Here is an 18,698-nt window from a genome sequence, read left to right on the forward strand (position 1 = left end):
TATTAATTAATTAAAATATTCTAATTTTATGAAAATAAAATAATTTCCATCACTAACCCGTTAACAATTAAGGCATGGAAAAAATTAATGCATTAATTGAGAAACTACAGGAATTAAAAAATTCCGGGGCTGACCTTTCGACAATTTCGTACTACGCGCAATTGCTTCAGGCAGAGGTGTTGCATGCACGCAATAAGCAGCATCAGCAACAGGCACAATCTTCCCAGGGAAATATTGCGGTGATCATGCCGTCCCAGCAGCCAGTGCAGGCAACTGTTCCGGCAGCAACTGCGGCGCAAACTACGACATTACCGTCAAATAAACCGTTGGAAACCCCGGTTGCGGAGCCAGCGCCACCAGCGCCGGAGGAAGTAAATATTCGCGCAGCCAGGTTAAACGATGTGCCCACCCACAATACCATTATTATTTCGGAAGATATTAATACAAGAGCTGCCAGGGCAGCGAAAATAGCCGCCAGCCATACACAGCCGGCAGCATCTCCTGCACCCCAGGCGCCAAAGCCGGTGGAAGTTCCGAAACCAGAGGAATTACCCACACCGGTGGCTCCTTATTACCAGCAGGCACCACCCCCAGCAGCGCCTGTTACACCATCACCCGCAGCAGAAAAGCCTGCTGCCCCGGCAGCGGAAACAACTGTTGCTCCGGTAGTGTCCGTACCTGCTCCCTCACCATCGGAAATACCGATGGCGGAAGTGCCACCAGCCGCAGACCTGGTGCCTCCCAAACCGGAACCAGTAGTAACTGCTCAGCCCATTCCTACACTGGCCGCAAATCAGTCCACTGAAAAGCCGAAGCAGGCACAGGCAGCCACACTTTTTGACGATGTGCCACACAGCAAAGAAAATGGGGCGCTCAGAAAAGATCTCAACGAACTGGTTGGTAACAACGGTCTTTCCCTGAACGACCGCTTACGTCAGCAACAGGTGGAAGTAGCCCAGAAATTGGGAGAAATGCCGATCAATGACCTCCGGCAGGCTATCGGTATCAACGATAAATACCAGTTTATACAAGAGCTGTTCCGTGGGGACCGCGACCTTTACGAGCGATCCATTAAAACCATTAACGAGTTTGGTAATCTGCAGGAAGCAGATTATTGGATCCAGCGGGAAATAAAAATCATCCAGGGGTGGGAAGATGACCACCACCTGGTACAACATTTCTATTCTTTGCTTAGAAAACGTTTTTCCTGAATATACTTCATTATTTTTTGGGTAGCGCCTGTATTGGCGGCTACGTAATTTCCCGCTATAGCAGCCACATTATTGTAATAAGCGTCATCTGACAGCAGCATTTCCATTTGTGTATGGAGATTTCTGTGGTTATGCACTACCAATGCGCCGCGCGCTTTTTCCAGTTCTACTGCTTCAAAATATTTTCCGAACTCCGGCCCCATGATCACCGGCTTGCTATACACAGCCGGTTCCAGTATATTATGAATGCCGTCTTTACCAAAGCCGCCACCTACATAGGCGATAGTGGCATAACGGTATAGGGCTGTCAGCATACCGATGTTGTCAATGATGAGCACATCAGCCGTAGCGGGAGCGCCTGCTTTCACTTCAGAGAAACGCTGCGCACCTGGAAACAGTGCAAGAATGGATTGTATATGATTTTCGTGGATTTCATGAGGGGCAAGAATCAGTTTCAGATCTGTTTCCTCCTTTTCCAGCCACCATTCACTGATTACTTTTTCATCGGCCGGCCAGGTGCTTCCCGCCACTACCAATCGGCCTTTTCCTACAAAAAGGGAAATTTCAGGCAATTCGCGATGCTCCTGCAATAAGGCAGACACACGGTCGAACCGGGTGTCTCCACTGATACTGCTGTTTCGTAGTCCGATCTGTTGAAGTAGTTGTTGAGAGGCATTATTCTGCACAAAAATATGCGTTAGTTGTTCCAGCAAACGGCGGAACATCCCTCCATATCCTTTGAAAAACACCTGGTCTGGCCGGAAAATACCGGATACAAGCAAGGTGGGAATATTTCGTTTATGCAAAGCCGTGAGATAGTGATACCAGAACTCATATTTAATAAAGATGGCCATGGCGGGCCGGGCAATATCCAGGAACTCCCGGGCATTTTTCCGGGTATCCAGGGGGAGATAACAGATATAATCAGCGCCTTTATAATCTTTCCGGACTTCGTAGCCAGAAGGCGAAAAAAAAGTTAACAAAATTTTATAACCAGGCCAGGTAGTGCGGATTGCTTCCAGTACGGGTCTTCCCTGCTCGAATTCGCCCAGGGAGGCAGCATGCACCCATACCACCGACTGGGCGCCTATACCGGCTTCCCGCATGCGGGAAGCCCAGTTCTGCCGGCCCTGAATCCAGCGCTGTGCTTTTACTTTACCCGCCATAGCGGCGAGGTGTACTCCTGCGTTATATAATTGAAGCCCTGCGTTATAAATTCCTGTTGCTATCATTCGCCTGCGTACTTTTACTTAATTTTCAGTTGAATGCAAAGATAATCCCCAGCCAATCCCAAAATTTGTAAATTTGCACACTTTAAACAAAATAAAAATATACGATCATATGGTTCCTATTCAGATGGTGGACTTGAAACGCCAGTATACGAAGATTAAATCACAGGTAGATGCAGCCATCGGTGAGGTGCTGGATAGTTCCGCTTTTATTAACGGTGGTGCGGTGCAAAAGTTTGCCGGAGAGTTACAATCCTACCTGGGCGTTAAGCATGTGATTCCCTGCGCAAACGGTACGGACGCTCTTCAAATTGCCATGATGGCGCTCGGACTGGAACCAGGTGACGAAGTAATAACCCCCTCTTTTACCTTTATTGCTACCGCAGAAGTAATCGCTTTACTGCAACTGAAACCGGTGTTTGTGGATGTAGATCCCCAGACGTATTGCGCAGATGTAGCTGCTATTGAAAAGGCGATTACTCCTAAAACCAAAGCGATTGTACCAGTACACCTGTATGGTCACGTGGCAGATATGGAGCCTTTGATGGCTTTGGCAGCTAAACACAACCTCTATGTGATTGAAGATAATGCGCAAGCCATTGGCGCCGACTATACCTACAGTGATGGAACCAAGAAAAAGGCCGGTGCTATCGGGCATATTGGCTGTACCTCCTTCTTCCCGTCAAAAAATCTGGGTTGTTACGGAGATGGTGGCGCCATTTTCACCAACGACGACGAACTGGCGGCAAAAATCCGGATGGTGGCCAACCATGGCCAGTCGGCCCGCTACTATCATGATGTGGTAGGCTGCAATTCCCGCCTGGATTCTGTACAGGCAGCTGTGTTACGCATTAAACTGCCATTGCTGGATGACTATATTTCTGCCCGCCGCGCTGTAGCAGATGCCTACGACGCCGCTTTCGCAGGTATCCCACAGATCACGACCCCGCACCGTGCACCTTATAGCTATCATGTGTTTCATCAATATACACTTCAATTGAATGGTGCCGACAGAAATGAATTGCAAAAATACCTGGCGGAAAAAGAAGTACCTGCCATGATCTATTACCCTGTTCCTGCTCACCGCCAAAAAATGTTCGAGCACTTCGGCGGTGCTGCTTTTGATCTCCCCGTTACCGATAATCTCACCACAAAGGTGATTTCCTTGCCGATACACACTGAAATGGATCCCGATCAGCTGGAGCATATTATCCAGTCCGTTAAATCATTTTTAAATAATCCCCCAACATGAAGATTACAGTAGTAGGTACCGGTTACGTAGGCCTCGTAACGGGTACCTGTTTTGCCGAAACAGGAAATGATGTTACCTGTGTAGACATTGACGCTAACAAAGTAGAAAAACTTTCGTCCGGTCAGATTACTATTTATGAACCAGGGCTGGAAAAACTATTTGAGCGCAACCTGAAAGAAGAGCGCTTGTCTTTTACCACCAACCTCGAAGAAGGAATCAAGGATGCGGAAGTAATTTTCCTGGCATTGCCAACTCCTCCCGGCGCAGACGGCTCAGCCGATCTTTCATTTGTACTGAATGTTGCAGCACATCTGGGAAAGATCATGACCGACTATAAGGTGATTGTGGATAAAAGCACTGTTCCTGTAGGCACAGCGGAAAAAGTAACAGCTGCCATTGCGCAGAACTGTAAAACTCCGTTTGATGTCGTATCCAATCCGGAGTTTTTACGCGAAGGTGTGGCGGTAGATGATTTCATGAAACCTGACAGGGTGGTCATTGGTACTACTTCTGAAAGAGCCAGGAAAGTAATGGGAGAATTATATGCTCCCTTTGTGAGACAAGGAAATCCAATTTTGTTCATGGATGAAAAATCAGCTGAACTCACCAAGTATGCTGCCAATTCATTCCTGGCTACGAAGATCTCCTTCATGAATGAAATTGCGGTATTATGTGAAAAAATCGGTGCTGATGTAGATATGGTTCGCCGTGGAATTGGGAGTGACGATCGCATCGGAAAACGCTTTCTCTTCCCGGGTATTGGCTATGGTGGCAGTTGTTTCCCCAAAGATGTACAGGCATTGGTTAAATCCTCAGAAGATGCACAGTATGAGTTTAAGATACTTAACGCTGTGATGGATGTCAATGAAAAACAAAAATTATTCCTTCTTCCCAAAATAAAAGCTTTCTTCAACAACAACCTGCAAGGCAAACATTTTGCTTTATGGGGCTTATCATTCAAACCCAATACGGATGATATCAGGGAAGCACCGGCATTATATATTATTGAAGCTTTGCTGGCTGAAGGAGCCACGGTAACAGTTTTTGACCCGGAGGCCATGAACAATGTAAAACAGTTATTAGGTGACAAGGTAATTTATGCCGATCACCAGTACACCTGTCTGGAAGATGCAGATGCCCTGATTATTGCCACAGAGTGGAGTGTATTCAGGACTCCTGACTTCCATAAAATTTCAGCTGCCTTGAAAAACCAGGCTATTTTTGACGGAAGAAATCTCTTTGAGGTAAGCCGAATGAAAGAACTGGGTTATCATTATGAAAGTGTGGGTCGCATTCCTGCTATTCTGTAACTATTTATACCTGACATATGGAAAAGAAGAGAATACTTATTGCAGGTGCCGCCGGATTTCTCGGATCCCACCTTTGTGATCGTTTTATAAAAGAAGGGTTTCATGTCATAGGCATGGACAACCTGCTCACTGGTAATATCAAAAATATAGAACACCTTTTTCCTTTACCGGAATTTGAATACTATCATCACGATGTTACCAAGTTTGTACATGTCCCCGGTAAACTGGATTACATCCTGAACTTTGCCTCTCCTGCAAGCCCCATTGATTACCTGAAAATGCCTATTCAGACACTGAAAGTGGGCTCCCTGGGTACGCACAATCTGCTGGGACTGGCTAAGGAGAAAAAAGCGCGTATCCTTGTTGCTTCTACCTCCGAAGTATATGGTGATCCGAACGTACACCCGCAACCGGAAGAATACTGGGGTAACGTAAACCCGGTAGGGCCCAGAGGTGTATACGATGAGGCTAAAAGATTTCTCGAATCCATCACCATGGCTTACCATAATTTTCATGGCGTGGAAACACGTATCATTCGTATCTTCAATACTTATGGTCCGCGTATGCGACTCAATGATGGTCGCGCTCTGCCTGCATTTATGAGCCAGGCCCTGAATGGTCAGGACCTGACTGTATTTGGCGATGGTAGCCAAACCCGTTCATTTTGTTATGTAGATGATCTCGTGGAAGGCATTTACCGGCTGCTGTTAAGCGATTATCACCTGCCAGTCAACATTGGTAATCCACAGGAAATTACCCTGAACCAGTTTGCAGAAGAAATTATTGCATTAACAGGATCCAAACAGAAGATCGTTTATCATCCGTTACCAAAAGATGACCCTAAACAACGTCAGCCTGATATTACGAAAGCACGTACCCTGCTGGGTTGGGAGCCAAAAGTTGGCAGACAGGAAGGTTTAAGGATCACTTATGAATATTTTAAAGAAGCCTTATTACAATAAAAACTATTCCCAGGAATGAAGCGGAAACTATTAATTACCGGTGGAGCCGGTTTCATTGGCTCTCATGTGGTTCGGTTATTTGTCAATAAGTACCCTGATTACCAGATCGTAAATCTGGACGCACTTACTTATGCTGGTAATCTGGAGAACCTGACGGATATAAAAGATAAACCTAATTATATTTTTGAGAAGGGAGATATCACGGATGAATCATTTATTGAGACCCTTTTCGCAAAATATCAGTTTGATGGTGTTATTCACCTGGCAGCAGAAAGTCATGTAGACCGCTCTATCATGGATCCGCTGGCATTTATCAAAACAAATGTACTTGGTACGGCAGTATTGCTGAACAGTGCAAGAAAGCTGTGGAAAGATGATATGAATGGAAAACTATTCTATCATGTATCTACCGACGAAGTGTATGGATCGCTGGGAGAAGAAGGCTTCTTCCTGGAAACAACTGCTTATGATCCGCGTTCCCCCTACTCCGCTTCAAAAGCCAGTTCGGATCACTTTGTAATGGCTTATTACCATACTTACCATTTGCCTGCCGTTATTTCCAATTGTTCCAATAACTATGGCTCTCATCATTTTCCGGAGAAACTGATCCCGCTGGCTATTCACAATATCAAGAATAACAAGCCGGTGCCTGTTTATGGAAAAGGAGAAAACATACGTGACTGGTTATATGTAAATGACCATGCCCGCGCCATTGATACAATTTTCCACCAAGGTAAAATCGGGGAAACCTATAATGTTGGTGGCTTTAATGAGTGGAAAAACATTGACCTCATTCAGTTGCTCTGCAAAATCATGGATGAGAAACTGGGAAGACCGGAAGGTACTTCTGCCCAGCTGATCACCTATGTAAAAGATAGGGCCGGTCATGATCTCCGTTATGCCATTGATGCTACCAAACTCAATAAAGAACTGGGATGGGAACCTTCCCTTCAGTTTGAGGAAGGCCTTGAAAAAACGGTGAACTGGTACCTGGAAAACGAGACATGGCTGAACAATGTTACCAGCGGTGCCTACCAGCAATACTATAACGAACAATATCAAAAAAGATAATTACCAGCGGTTGGCTCTATGAGCTAACCGCTCCTAATGCTTAGCTATTACATATGCCTTTTCAACAAACCGGGATACCTGATCTGTTAGTCTACGCGCCGAAAGTCCATGGCGATCATCGTGGTTATTTTTTTGAAAGCTATAATGCCAATACTTTCAGTGCAGAAGGTATTGAATACAAATTTGTACAGGACAACCAGGCCCGCTCCACCTATGGTGTATTGAGGGGACTCCACTATCAACTGGAACCTTATGCGCAAACCAAGCTGGTAAGAGTACTGGAAGGCAGGATTATTGATGCTGTTGTAGATATCCGCAAAGGCTCTCCTACTTACGGTAAATCCTTTGCCATAGAACTGAGTGCGGAGAACAAGTTGCAATTGCTGGTCCCTAAAGGCTTTGCCCACGGGTATGCTGTTATCAGTGAAACCGCAGAAGTAATGTATAAATGTGATAACTTCTACCATAAAGGCAGTGAAGGCGGCATCATTTATAATGATCCGGCACTGGGTATCGATTGGGGTATCGACCTTGCAGATGCCGTTGTTTCAGACAAAGATCTTATTCTGCCTACCCTGGCGGAAATTCAACATAATTTTATTTTTAACAGCTGATCATTTGCCATGAAAAATATTCTTGTTACCGGCGGAAACGGCCAGTTAGGACAGGCCCTGCAAAAAGTTGCCGGCGATTTTACACAATTCAACCTGTTATTTACTGATTACCAGGACCTGGATATTACAGATGCGGATGCCCTCGCAGCCTATTTCTCTGCACAACAGATTGATGCCTGTATCAACTGCGCTGCCTACACTGCAGTAGATAAAGCTGAAACGGATGAAGACAAGGCATTTCTCCTGAACTTCCAGGCAGTGTTAAGCCTGGCTGAAATATGCGCGCAACATAATACCCAGCTTTTACATATCTCTACCGATTATGTTTTCAGCGGTAAACAAAATGTGCCATACACAGAACAGGACGACACCGATCCACAGGGAATCTACGGCGCCTCCAAAGTACGTGGAGAAGCCGCAGCTGCCGGTTACAACCCAGATACTATTATCCTCCGTACCTCCTGGCTCTATTCCGAATACGCCGTTAACTTTGTAAAACGGATGCGGGAACTGATGCAGGAAAAACAGGAACTGAATGTTGTTTTTGACCAGACAGGCACGCCTACTTATGCCGGTGACCTGGCCAAAGCAATTCTTGATATACTGCAATTCAAAACAGCTAATCCGGATGCTGCCATTGGCGGAGTATACCACTACAGCAATGAAGGCGTTACCAGCTGGTTCGATTTTGCCGTTACCATCAAAGAAATGACCAATGCTACCACGGCTATTTATCCGGTAACCTCTGATAAATACAAAACCGCAGCGGTTCGTCCGGCCTATAGCGTACTGAATAAGGAAAAAATAAAAAGCACTTTTGGCTTAACCATTCCCTACTGGAGAGATAGTTTAGCGAAATGCCTGAAAAATATATAACTGCTTAGTCCCGTTGGCTTACCCAACGGGACTTTTTTTACTTCTTCACGGCTGCAATCATCGTACCACCCATCTCTTTGCCGTCTTTACTGGAGGAAGTCTTTACCGGACCAAAATCTGGCGCGAACCACTCTACCGCATTGAATTTCATAGGAATTCCCCTCCCCATCATCTTCATTTCGAAATTAAGGTCATAAGATATTTTAAAACAATCCCAGCTCCCTGCAGGTGTAGTCACTTTTTCATTAGCTACTACTTTCCGGTTAGCGATCGTATAAGTGATCCCCATATCCATTCCATTCACAGTGGTGTTCATATCGAAAGTACCGCCTGGTAACTCCTGTCCCACGTGCAGTCCGGAGGGATAATCCAGGAATGTGGCGTTGGTTTTTCCTTCCATTTTCATATCCTTTGTCTGCGGCATTACCGGTATACTCATTTTCATATCTATGGCCACCCCGTTGCCGCTGCACTTAAAATGACCGGTGCCGGAAGTCATGAGTTTATTGTTTTTATCGTAAAAAGTATTTGTAAAATCTGAGGTGGTAGCACTGCCTTCTTTCTGTACATTGGTCACCTTATAGATGGTTTTTCCACTGGCGGCTCCTTTGGCATCCAGTATAGTCATTTCGATTTCCGCATTATTCAGCAGGTAATAATATCCTTTACAATCCTGTGCCAGCGAGGGTACGGCACAACATAAAGTCAACAGGAAAATGAGTGTGTTTTTCATAACATATTACATTTTGGGGTGAGGAAGTAAGTTTGTGATGGTGCCTGAGCCGCTGGTGACAGCTGTGGCTGTCCCATCTCTCTATAAATTTACATAGATATTTGCTAAAGCGGAGCCAGTAGCGTTAAAATCGGTGAATCCTGTGAATTTTATGTAGGTTTGCAAAAATTGTTATTAAAATCATGAATCTGATAGAAGAACTGCGCTGGCGGGGTATGCTACAGGATATGATGCCTGGCACGGATGAGCAACTGCAAAAGGAAATGACCACTGCCTATATTGGTTTTGACCCTACTGCAGAGTCTTTGCACATTGGTAGCCTGGTGCCCATCCTGTTACTGGTGCACCTGCAAAAGGCAGGACATAAGCCCCTCGCACTGGTGGGCGGCGCTACCGGCATGGTAGGCGACCCCTCCTTTAAAGCGGAAGAAAGAAAGATGCTGGACCTGGATACCCTGCAAAAGAATGTAGCCGGTATTAAAGCACAGCTGGAACGCTTCCTGGACTTTGATCCCGCTAAACCCAATGCGGCAGAAATGGTGAATAACTTCGACTGGTTCCAACACATTTCCTTCCTCGATTTTATTCGCGACACCGGTAAGCACATCACCGTAAATTATATGATGGCCAAAGATTCCGTTAAAAAACGGATTGAAGGCGACAACGGGATGTCATTCACTGAATTTACCTATCAGCTGATACAGGGTTACGATTTCTATCATTTGTATACTGCCAAAAACTGCAAACTGCAGATGGGTGGCTCAGATCAGTGGGGTAACATTGTTACCGGTACAGAACTGATCCGTCGTAAAGCCAGCGGTGAGGCATTCGCATTTACCTGTCCGCTCATTAAAAAAGCAGATGGCACCAAATTCGGTAAAACAGAACAGGGAACCGTTTGGCTCGATTCCAGGCGTACTTCTCCGTATATGTTCTACCAGTTCTGGCTGAACACGACCGACGTAGATGCAGAAAGCTATATCAAAATCTTCACCTTCATGGAACAACCGGAAGTGGATGAACTGATTGCCAAACATCGCGAAGCACCACACTTACGACAGTTACAGCAAAGACTCGCCAAAGAAGTAACCACCTTTATACATGGCGAAGAAAGCTACGAATTTGCCGTAAAAGCATCTTCCCTGCTTTTTAGCAATGATACCGCAGAATTGCTGGTATCGCTCACCGAAGAGCAACTGCTGGATGTAATGGCCGGTGTACCACAATACGAAGTGGCAAAAGCCGACCTGGAAGCAGGAAAAGATGTAGTAAGCCTGCTGGCAGAAACAGGTATTTTCCCGAGCAAGGGAGAAGCCCGCAAAACAGTGCAGGGCGGTGGGGTGAGCATGAATAAAAATAAAATAGAAGGTATTGAAACGGTGATCAGCACCGCTGCTTTACTGCGTGATAAATATATTCTCTTCCAGAAGGGAAAGAAAAATTATTATCTCGTAAAAGCGATATAAAAAAGAAAGGCTGGTATGATACCAGCCTTTCTTTTTATATCTATTTCAACCCATATTTCTGCTTATATTTCTCATACAACTGCTTCTGCTTATTATCCAGGTTGATTTCCCTGCCCTGGATAAACGCCCGGGTAATCACACTCGACTTCATATCCAATATATCTCCCTTACTGACCGCGATGTTGGCATCTTTACCCGTTTCCAGGGAACCGGTTGTTTTATCAATTCCCAGAATTTTAGCAGCATTGAGCGTAACTGCTGTCAGTGCTTCTTCTTTGGTTAAGCCATAAGTAGCAGCAGTTCCGGCTTCAAAGCCCAGGTTACGCTGCTGCCAGAAGCCTTCATTGCTCAGGCAGAACAACACACCTGCCTTCTGCAGCTGTGCCGCTGTTTTATAAGGCTGATCGATGTCGTCGTCCTGCATAACAGGCAGGGCATGTGGCTGTGACAATATTACCGGGATATTGTTCTGTTTCAGGATATCCGCCATCAGCCAGGAGTCTGTTCCCCCTACAATAGCCACATCCAGTTGAAACTCTTTCGCAAAGTCAATGGCCACCAACATTTCTTTAACCAGTTCGCAGTGGATAAACAGCTTCTGTTCCCGGGCGAACAACTTGCGCATCGATTCAAATTTCAGGTTCGCAGCACTGTGTTTTCCTTCCTGCTGGTAAGCTTTGGCTTCGCGGAAAAATGTTCGCACCTTTTCAATCTGTTCCATGGCCAGTTTCTGACGATCACCGGAGGCGCCGCTACGGCCGCTACTTGCCGGCGACAGGCTGGGCAGGAAAAAATGTAACGCATTGTCTGTTTTGTAGGCGGCATCTTCCCAGTTCCATGCATCCAGTTGTACCACCGAAGAAGTACCGCTGATAACACCTCCCTGTGGGGTTACCTGTGCCAGCAGGATACCATTGGAGCGCAGTGTATTGATCACTTTTGAATCCGCATTGTATGCAATCAGGGAACGCACGGAAGGATTCATTTCTCCCACTTCCCTGGCATCGATCGTGGCGCGTACACTTTCAAACTCCACCAGCCCCAGGTTGGTTTCCGGGGCAATGATACCGGGATAAACATGCTCTCCTTTGAGATCCAGGACAGTGGCATCGTTGCTGGCAGTGACATTATTACCTACTGCAGTGATTTTCCCGTTGCTGAATGCAATGGTGCCGTTTTCTATTACCTGTCCGTTGCCCACATGAATAGTCGCGTTGGTAAGATAAACCGGTTTGCCCTGCGGGCCTGCCGGCGATATAGTTTCCTGTGCCCGGGCAGCATAAGCACTCAGGGCCAGTGTACATATAATCAGTTGTTTTTTCATCGCTTGTTGCATTTAGAATGTGATTATTGGCCGATTGCCTGCTGATGTCCTCCCTGCAGGTCTTCACAGTGGTATATTTCCTCTGCTACAAATTCCGCTTTGCGGGTGGGTGTTCCTTTCTTCTTTTCCGCCAGTAGTTGCTGTGTCAGGCGGTTACGTTCGGCAGCAATGCGTTTACGGAGCTGCGCATCATTGTCCCGGTCAAATTCCACGATGCCATCTACAATGGTCTTTTCAGCTTTGGCGTAAATACTGAGCGGGTTGTCGCTCCACAACACCACATCGGCGTCTTTACCTACTTTAATACTTCCCATGCGGTTATCCACATGCAGCAATTTCGCGGGATTGATGGTTACCAGCCTGATGGCTTCGTCTTCTGTCATGCCGCCATACTTGATACTTTTAGCGGCTTCCTGGTTCAGGCGGCGGGCCATTTCGGCATCATCGGAGTTGATGGCGGTGAGCACGCCCACCCCTTGCATGAGCGAGGCATTGTATGGAATGGCATCCTGTACCTCCATTTTATAGGCCCACCAATCGGCGAAGGTACCGGCGCCGGCGCCATGTGCCTTCATTCTATCAGCTACTTTATATCCTTCCAGGATATGCGTGAACGTGTTTACTTTAAAATGGAAACTGTCGGCCACGTGCATCAGCATATTGATTTCACTCTGCACATAAGAGTGGCAGGTAATGAAACGTTTCTGGTGCAGGATTTCCACGAGGGCATCCAGTTCCAGATCGCGGCGCTTGCCGGGGCCTTGTTTTTCGTAATCACGGGCACGGGTAAACGCATCTGTGTAAATCTGTTCAACTCCCATCCTGGTTTGTGGAAAACGTACGGTGTTCCGTTCGCCCCAGTTGGATTGCTTCACGTTTTCGCCCAATGCAAATTTGATGAAAGGATCCCAGTTGGTCACTTTCAGGTCTTCCGCATTTTGGCCCCAACGCAGCTTGATCAGTTGTGATTGTCCGCCGATCGCATTGGCGCTGCCATGCAGCAGATGTGAAGCGGTAACACCGCCGCTGAGCTGGCGGTATATGTTGATATCATCCGGATTGAGTACATCTGCAATGCGCACTTCTGCCGTTACTGACTGGGAGGATTCGTTCACTCCTTTGCTGAGTGCAATATGCGAGTGTTCATCAATGATGCCGGCACTCAGGTGTTTCCCCGTACCATCAATAACACGGGCATTGCCGGCAGCAAGGTTTTTCCCGATCTGCGCAATTTTGCCGTTGCGGATCAATACGTCTGTATTTTCCAGTTTGCCTTCTTTCTCGCTGGTCCATACGGTGGCATTGCGGATCAGCAGATCCTCCTGGCGCGGAAGCTTTTCCCAGCCATAGCCATTAAATGGATAGTACAACGGCCCTGTGGCTAAAGGAATATTCTTAGCGACAGAATCTGGCTTTTCGGGAGCAGTTTTTACAAATACCGCTGTCCATTTTACCAGGTTACCACTGGTATCGGCGCCGGTACCAGTCCAGTTATTATCGCTGATGATACCACTGAGACGCACATTGTTTTTGCCGTTTTTCACGAGTGGCAGCGACAGCGACACCAGTTTGCCATTTACGTCAATGCGTCCGGGCAGGGTATCTTTCTGTAAAACGGAGAGCAAAGGTGCTGTGGCCGTACCTCTTACTTCCACGGTGTAAGTAGCGCCGGGACTGAGATTAACGGTATAGATGCCACGAATATCATTCCAGCCATCGGCTTTGATGGTATAGCGGTTGCCCTGTACCCAGTTCTGGTAGAGGATTGTTTTTTCGTTGAACAGCGGTCCGGAAGTAATGAGGAAATTGGCCAGCTTACCGGCATCGAGACTACCCACTTTATCATAGGCTTTCACCAGGGTGGCGGGTGTTTTGGTAAGCGCATCCAGAGCTTTTTGTTCACTCAAACCGTAGCTGATGGCCTTGCGGACGTTAGCCAGGAATTGTTTTACATCTTTCAGATCGGCGGCGGTTAAGCAGAAGGGAATGCCGGCTTTTTCGAAAGCTGCCGGTTCGGTGGGCGCCAATTCCCAGTGTTTCATTTCTGCCAGTGATACAAAGCGGGCATCGGCCGGATCTTCCATATCAATAGCACCGGGGAAATTCAGCGGTAATACGAAAGTGGCTTTGGTAGCGGCCATTTCAGGTATGCGCTGGTATTCGTTGCCACCGCCTTTGATGATGTATTGCACCCCAAATTCATCACCAATCTTATCTGCGCGGAGTGCGTCCCATTTATCAGTGGTTTCAAACAGCTGTGGCAGCTGCTGACTGGCATTCCAGGCCTGCAGACTGAGGTTTACTCCTTCCCGTGCCGGCTGTGATTTATACCATTGGGCGTCCAGGTAAGTTTGACGGAGCAATGCGATGCAACCCATCAGGGAATTGGGATAGTTCTGCGTAGAACTTCCTTTGTCAAAAGAGTAGGCTGCGGCGGCTTTCTCGCGGATAATGGCTTTATTTTCGGGAATACTGGCCAGGGTCACCAGGGCGGCGGTACCCCGGGCGATGCCATCCGGCTGCTGGGTAAGTACGGTGCCAAAGCCAGCCTCCCTCAGGGGACTGGCTTTTCCGTCATCTGCCGTAAACAGATCCACCGCATTTACCTCACTTTTAATGGCCTGATTCCAGCCATATGCACCTTTGGTGTTAGAGGTAAACTGAGGCGCCGCATTCCAGGCAGAGCCACCACGTTTGGGCTCGGAGAGGCCATAGTTGCTGAAAATATCGACAAAGGACGGATAAATATATTTGCCTTTACAATCCACTATCACGGCATCTTTCGGGATCACTGCACTGGTACCGGCATCCACGATTTTTCCGTCGCGGATCACCAGCGTGGCGTTGTTCAGGGTGGTTTGCGGGTCTTTTACGATCGTTGCGTGTGTAAAAGCAAAGCATCCTTCCCGGGGATCGGCGATACCATTTACCGGAAAAGTTTCCTGGGCAGTGGCAGCCGTACCGGTAGCCAGCAGCGCCAGCAGCAGCCATTTACTGCGATGCCGTTTCATAGCATAGGCGATGCCCCGCGACAGCAGAGCTGTCCCGGGTTTCTCAACAACTTTTTTCATGTAAATCTTTTAATTTTCGGTTCAGATTCAGGTTATCTGATAAATGTAATAAATCATTAAGGGGCGTTTACGTAAAACGGCATATTTTTTATGAGTGGTAAGTGGATTTTGGATTCACACGAAAAAGGGATAATTTGAAAAGGGATTACATCCTAAGTTTGTTTAAATTCGTTTTTAATACTGCTGACTATGAAGTTTATTGCCGTTTATACATCGATATTATTTACCTGCTTTTTTGCAGCCATCACCACTACTACTTACGCCCAGGTAAAGGATACTACCGTGAATGGAAAAGGACGCTGGACAGCGGAAGGAAGAGCCGATAAGATCACAGACAAGATTTCCCACAAACTGAATCTGAATAAAGACCAGGAGAAGAAGATCCTTGTGATCAACCAGGATATTGTGCGTCGTATGGATGCCGTTAAAAACGATCCTTCCCTTTCTAAAAAAGATCGCATGACCCAGTTTAAATCACTGGATTCAGAACGCAGCCAGCGGTTTAAAACGGTATTGACGCCCACACAATATAAAAAGTGGAACGACTGGGAAATGAACAAGAAAGAGCATCTTGAACAGAAAATGGAGAAGAAGAGAACAAAGAAAAATCCTTCCCCTACTCCGTCAGCACAATAGATCATTTACATAAAATATAGGAGCAGTGAGGTGTCTCACTGCTTTTTTTATGCCGGAAAATATGAATAACACCAGTACCGATATACAAGCTATTTTCCTGAGCGGGGTAGCGGCAGTACACCCGAAACAGCTGATGCAACAACATGTACAGGTGCCCGCCGCCAACCGCACCATCAGGATTTCGGGAGATGACTACGTCCTCTCTGAGGACGCCCGTGTTTGGGTATTGGGAGCGGGGAAGGCTGCCGCCGCCATGGCACAGGAGCTGGAAACGATCCTGGACGGGCACTTCCCATTACAAGGTGTAGTGGTCACCAAATACGGACATGCGTTACCGTTACAACACCTGGAACTGATGGAAGCCGGGCATCCGGTACCGGATCAGCAAAGTGTAGCCGCCTCCGTGAGGCTGCTGGAAACGGCCCGGCAGGTGCAGCCGCAGGACCTGGTAATTTTTCTACTGTCTGGTGGCGCCTCTGCCCTGCTCGCCGATGTGCCGGAAGGCAGCACTTTAGCAGAGGTACAGCAGTTATCGGAAGCATTGCTCAAAAGCGGCGCCGATATCCGGGAAATGAATACGGTACGGAAACATCTTTCCCGTATCAAAGGAGGACTGCTGGCCAAAAGCATATATCCGGCCACGTTATGTACGCTGATCCTCAGCGATGTGGTGGGCGATGATCTCAGCGTGATAGGCTCTGGGCCTACCGTAGCAGATCCTTCTACATTTTCGGATACATTGACGGTACTCCGCAAATATCATCTCCCGGAAAAAATACCCGGCACACTCCTGCAATATATCGAAGATGGCGTTGCCGGCAGGATAACAGAAACCCCTAAACCCGGGGATCCTGCCTTGCAAAAGACGCATAATTACCTGGCCGGCACCAACCGGGTTGCGCTGGAAGCCGCAGCCGTAAAGGCCCGGCAGCTGGGATATCATCCGTTGCTGTTATCAGATACTGTTACGGGAGATGTGAACGCAGTAGCTGCCGAACTGGTACAAACTGCGCACCGTTATACCGGACCCTTACCAGCTTGTTTGCTCGCCGGTGGTGAAACCACGGTAAAAGTAACGGGAAGCGGCCTTGGTGGCCGAAATCAGCAGTTGGCCCTGGCAGCAGGCATTGCCCTCTCCGAACATCCCGGCATCACTTTTCTGAGCGGAGGCACCGATGGCAGCGATGGTCCTACCAATGCCGCCGGGGCTATCGTGGATGCATCAACGATAAAAAATGCGATAAAAAAGGGACTTGATCCAAATAGTTTTTTAACACAGAACGATGCATGGCATTTCTTCTCAAAAGCAGGCGGACTAATGATTACAGGCCCTACACAAACAAATGTGATGGACCTCATGATCCTGCTGATCACAACAGCCGGGGCTAAAATTTAAAATCAAAGTTTGTATATGTGTGGATAGATTATATTTTTGGGGTTTGGAACTAGAAATTCTGGATTTACTAAACGTATTTGCATTATGCTGAGAATGGAACAGACATGGCGGTGGTACGGGCCCAATGATCCGGTTAGCCTGTCTGATATTAAACAGGCAGGAGCTACCGGAATTGTAACCGCATTGCACCATGTGCCCAATGGAGTGGTATGGACGAAGGAAGAGATACTAAAGCGGAAAGCCATCATCGAAGCAGCCGGACTTACCTGGTCTGTTGTAGAGAGTGTGCCGGTACATGAAGATATTAAAACGCAGAGCGGGCGGTTCAGAGATTATATCAACAACTACCAGCAAACCCTGCGTAACCTGGCTGCCTGCGGCATCCGGACGGTTACCTACAATTTCATGCCCGTTCTCGACTGGACCCGCACCGATCTTTCCTACACGGTAGAAGATGGTTCCAAGGCACTCCGCTTTGAAAAAGCGGCGTTCATGGCGTTTGACCTGTTCATGCTGAAAAGACCTGACGCAGAAAAAGACTACAACGAGGAAGAAATGGCCCGCGCTAAGGAGCATTTCGACAGCATGACCGATGCAGATAAAGAACTGTTACAAAAAAATATCATTGCCGGCTTACCCGGATCTGAAGAAAGCTTTACGCTGCAACAGTTCCAGGCCGCATTGGATAAATATAAAGGCATTGATGCCACCCAGCTGAAACTGCACCTGTTCTATTTCCTGCAACAGATCGCACCTATTGCAGATGAAACAGGCATCAAGCTGGCGATCCATCCGGATGATCCTCCGTTCCCGATCTTCGGGCTGCCACGTGTAGTAAGTACCGAACAGGATGCACGGGAACTGCTCATTGCTGCTCCTTATGCCGCCAATGGTCTCTGCTTCTGCACGGGTTCCTACGGCGTAAGAGCCGATAATGATCTTCCCGGCATGATCGAACGGCTGGGCGATCACATCCACTTTATCCACCTGCGCAGCACCCAAAGAGATGCGCTGGGCAACTTCCACGAAGCCAACCACCTGGAAGGCGATGTGGATATGTTTGCCGTGGTAAAAAATCTGTTGCTCACCATGAAACGCCGCAATGTTTCCATTCCTATGCGGCCGGACCATGGCCACCAGATGCTGGATGATCTCCACAAAAAAACCAATCCAGGCTACAGCGCTATCGGCCGTTTACGCGGACTGGCAGAACTGCGGGGACTGGAAATGGGCATCGCCGGGGCTTTAGGCTCTGATTGACTGACATCTACCAGCATCAGGTCTGCACAACGAGTAAAGGTGGGGATAAGCAATACCATCGTCGGACTGAGATGCTACACCAGAGCAGAAAGCGTATTTGAACACATACCGTAATGGCTGATTACGCGTACAAATAACACTACTCTCATAACCATATTAAAGACCCGCCCTACCGGTGGGTCTTTCTTTTTTAATTGCCCTGGAACAAGAGATTTTATAAAGCAACATGCAAAAAACCACGGCTTTTTTGTAGCATTGCATCAGGACAAGATTTTATCAACTGTCAC

At 47.3% G+C, this 18,698-nt stretch carries 15 protein-coding genes; 11 read left to right on the forward strand and 4 right to left on the reverse strand.

The genetic code is table 11. The features are described from left to right. Positions 1-74: 74 nt before the first annotated feature. Positions 75-1,211, forward strand: a complete 1,137-nt coding sequence (locus tag BMW79_RS32345) for a hypothetical protein (RefSeq protein ID WP_089903461.1) — start codon at positions 75-77, stop codon at positions 1,209-1,211. Here BMW79_RS32345 and BMW79_RS32350 read toward each other — a convergent pair. Then, complete coding sequence (locus BMW79_RS32350) at positions 1,181-2,443, reverse strand: 3-deoxy-D-manno-octulosonic acid transferase (RefSeq protein WP_089903466.1); 1,263 nt, start codon at positions 2,441-2,443, stop codon at positions 1,181-1,183. The genes BMW79_RS32345 and BMW79_RS32350 overlap by 31 nt on opposite strands. 109 nt (positions 2,444-2,552) lie before the next feature. Here BMW79_RS32350 and BMW79_RS32355 point away from each other — a divergent pair, with 109 nt between their 5' ends. The 6 genes from BMW79_RS32355 to rfbD are packed head-to-tail and all read left to right on the forward strand — an operon-like array spanning position 2,553 to position 8,525. Then, a complete protein-coding gene (locus tag BMW79_RS32355) occupies positions 2,553-3,692 on the forward strand; it encodes a DegT/DnrJ/EryC1/StrS family aminotransferase (protein WP_089903469.1) in 1,140 nt (379 codons plus the stop codon). Beyond that, positions 3,689-5,002, forward strand: a complete 1,314-nt coding sequence (locus BMW79_RS32360) for a UDP-glucose dehydrogenase family protein (RefSeq protein WP_089903472.1) — start codon at positions 3,689-3,691, stop codon at positions 5,000-5,002. The genes BMW79_RS32355 and BMW79_RS32360 overlap by 4 nt, the downstream gene beginning before the upstream one ends. 17 nt (positions 5,003-5,019) lie before the next feature. Beyond that, positions 5,020-5,964 carry a UDP-glucuronic acid decarboxylase family protein gene (locus tag BMW79_RS32365; protein WP_089903476.1) on the forward strand — a complete coding sequence of 315 codons (945 nt, stop codon included), beginning with the start codon at positions 5,020-5,022 and terminating at the stop codon, positions 5,962-5,964. Positions 5,965-5,979: 15 nt separating this feature from the next. Continuing rightward, a complete protein-coding gene (gene rfbB / locus BMW79_RS32370) occupies positions 5,980-7,035 on the forward strand; it encodes a dTDP-glucose 4,6-dehydratase (RefSeq protein ID WP_089903479.1) in 1,056 nt (351 codons plus the stop codon). A 53-nt stretch (positions 7,036-7,088) separates the two neighbouring features. Further along, positions 7,089-7,649 (forward strand): dTDP-4-dehydrorhamnose 3,5-epimerase, encoded by a 561-nt coding sequence (gene rfbC, locus BMW79_RS32375; protein WP_089903480.1) that lies wholly within the window; start codon positions 7,089-7,091, stop codon positions 7,647-7,649. Positions 7,650-7,658: 9 nt separating this feature from the next. Beyond that, a complete protein-coding gene (gene rfbD / locus BMW79_RS32380) occupies positions 7,659-8,525 on the forward strand; it encodes a dTDP-4-dehydrorhamnose reductase (protein ID WP_089903483.1) in 867 nt (288 codons plus the stop codon). 37 nt (positions 8,526-8,562) lie between these two features. On the opposite strand, the gene BMW79_RS32385 is transcribed toward rfbD, so the two are convergent. Then, entirely contained in the window at positions 8,563-9,258 is a 696-nt protein-coding gene (locus BMW79_RS32385) for a TapB family protein (RefSeq protein ID WP_089903486.1), read from the reverse strand. A 182-nt stretch (positions 9,259-9,440) separates the two neighbouring features. On the opposite strand from BMW79_RS32385, the gene tyrS reads away from it, so the two are divergent. Continuing rightward, positions 9,441-10,724 (forward strand): tyrosine--tRNA ligase, encoded by a 1,284-nt coding sequence (gene tyrS / locus BMW79_RS32390; RefSeq protein ID WP_089903490.1) that lies wholly within the window; start codon positions 9,441-9,443, stop codon positions 10,722-10,724. Positions 10,725-10,764: 40 nt separating this feature from the next. On the opposite strand, the gene BMW79_RS32395 is transcribed toward tyrS, so the two are convergent. Both BMW79_RS32395 and BMW79_RS32400 read right to left on the reverse strand, forming a co-directional pair. Beyond that, positions 10,765-12,048 (reverse strand): amidohydrolase family protein, encoded by a 1,284-nt coding sequence (locus BMW79_RS32395; RefSeq protein WP_089903493.1) that lies wholly within the window; start codon positions 12,046-12,048, stop codon positions 10,765-10,767. 23 nt (positions 12,049-12,071) lie between these two features. Further along, complete coding sequence (locus tag BMW79_RS32400; protein ID WP_245752766.1) at positions 12,072-15,119, reverse strand: amidohydrolase family protein; 3,048 nt, start codon at positions 15,117-15,119, stop codon at positions 12,072-12,074. 189 nt (positions 15,120-15,308) lie between these two features. Between BMW79_RS32400 and BMW79_RS32405 the strand changes: the two genes are divergently transcribed. From BMW79_RS32405 to uxuA, 3 genes are all read left to right on the forward strand, one after another. After that, positions 15,309-15,755 (forward strand): hypothetical protein, encoded by a 447-nt coding sequence (locus BMW79_RS32405; protein ID WP_089903497.1) that lies wholly within the window; start codon positions 15,309-15,311, stop codon positions 15,753-15,755. A gap of 61 nt (positions 15,756-15,816) precedes the next feature. Next, on the forward strand, positions 15,817-17,151 hold the full coding sequence (locus BMW79_RS32410; protein ID WP_177192424.1) for a glycerate kinase type-2 family protein: 1,335 nt from the start codon (positions 15,817-15,819) through the stop codon (positions 17,149-17,151). Between the two features lie 84 nt (positions 17,152-17,235). Further along, positions 17,236-18,411, forward strand: a complete 1,176-nt coding sequence (gene uxuA / locus BMW79_RS32415; protein WP_089903503.1) for a mannonate dehydratase — start codon at positions 17,236-17,238, stop codon at positions 18,409-18,411. The last annotated feature ends 287 nt before the right edge of the window (positions 18,412-18,698 follow it).

The organism is Chitinophaga arvensicola (assembly GCF_900110835.1).
Classification (GTDB): Bacteria; Bacteroidota; Bacteroidia; order Chitinophagales; family Chitinophagaceae; genus Chitinophaga; species Chitinophaga arvensicola.

Bases quoted from the DNA above. Each gene is read 5' to 3' on its own strand.
- uxuA (WP_089903503.1), top strand. From the start codon at position 17,236: ATGCTGAGAATGGAACAGACATGGCGGTGGTACGGGCCCAATGATCCG.
- BMW79_RS32365 (WP_089903476.1), top strand. From the start codon at position 5,020: ATGGAAAAGAAGAGAATACTTATTGCAGGTGCCGCCGGATTTCTCGGA.
- BMW79_RS32360 (WP_089903472.1), top strand. From the start codon at position 3,689: ATGAAGATTACAGTAGTAGGTACCGGTTACGTAGGCCTCGTAACGGGT.
- BMW79_RS32400 (WP_245752766.1), bottom strand. From the start codon at position 15,119: ATGAAAAAAGTTGTTGAGAAACCCGGGACAGCTCTGCTGTCGCGGGGC.
- rfbD (WP_089903483.1), top strand. From the start codon at position 7,659: ATGAAAAATATTCTTGTTACCGGCGGAAACGGCCAGTTAGGACAGGCC.
- BMW79_RS32385 (WP_089903486.1), bottom strand. From the start codon at position 9,258: ATGAAAAACACACTCATTTTCCTGTTGACTTTATGTTGTGCCGTACCC.
- BMW79_RS32395 (WP_089903493.1), bottom strand. From the start codon at position 12,048: ATGAAAAAACAACTGATTATATGTACACTGGCCCTGAGTGCTTATGCT.
- rfbB (WP_089903479.1), top strand. From the start codon at position 5,980: ATGAAGCGGAAACTATTAATTACCGGTGGAGCCGGTTTCATTGGCTCT.
- BMW79_RS32350 (WP_089903466.1), bottom strand. From the start codon at position 2,443: ATGATAGCAACAGGAATTTATAACGCAGGGCTTCAATTATATAACGCA.
- BMW79_RS32410 (WP_177192424.1), top strand. From the start codon at position 15,817: ATGAATAACACCAGTACCGATATACAAGCTATTTTCCTGAGCGGGGTA.
- BMW79_RS32405 (WP_089903497.1), top strand. From the start codon at position 15,309: ATGAAGTTTATTGCCGTTTATACATCGATATTATTTACCTGCTTTTTT.
- tyrS (WP_089903490.1), top strand. From the start codon at position 9,441: ATGAATCTGATAGAAGAACTGCGCTGGCGGGGTATGCTACAGGATATG.
- BMW79_RS32345 (WP_089903461.1), top strand. From the start codon at position 75: ATGGAAAAAATTAATGCATTAATTGAGAAACTACAGGAATTAAAAAAT.
- BMW79_RS32355 (WP_089903469.1), top strand. From the start codon at position 2,553: ATGGTTCCTATTCAGATGGTGGACTTGAAACGCCAGTATACGAAGATT.
- rfbC (WP_089903480.1), top strand. From the start codon at position 7,089: ATGCCTTTTCAACAAACCGGGATACCTGATCTGTTAGTCTACGCGCCG.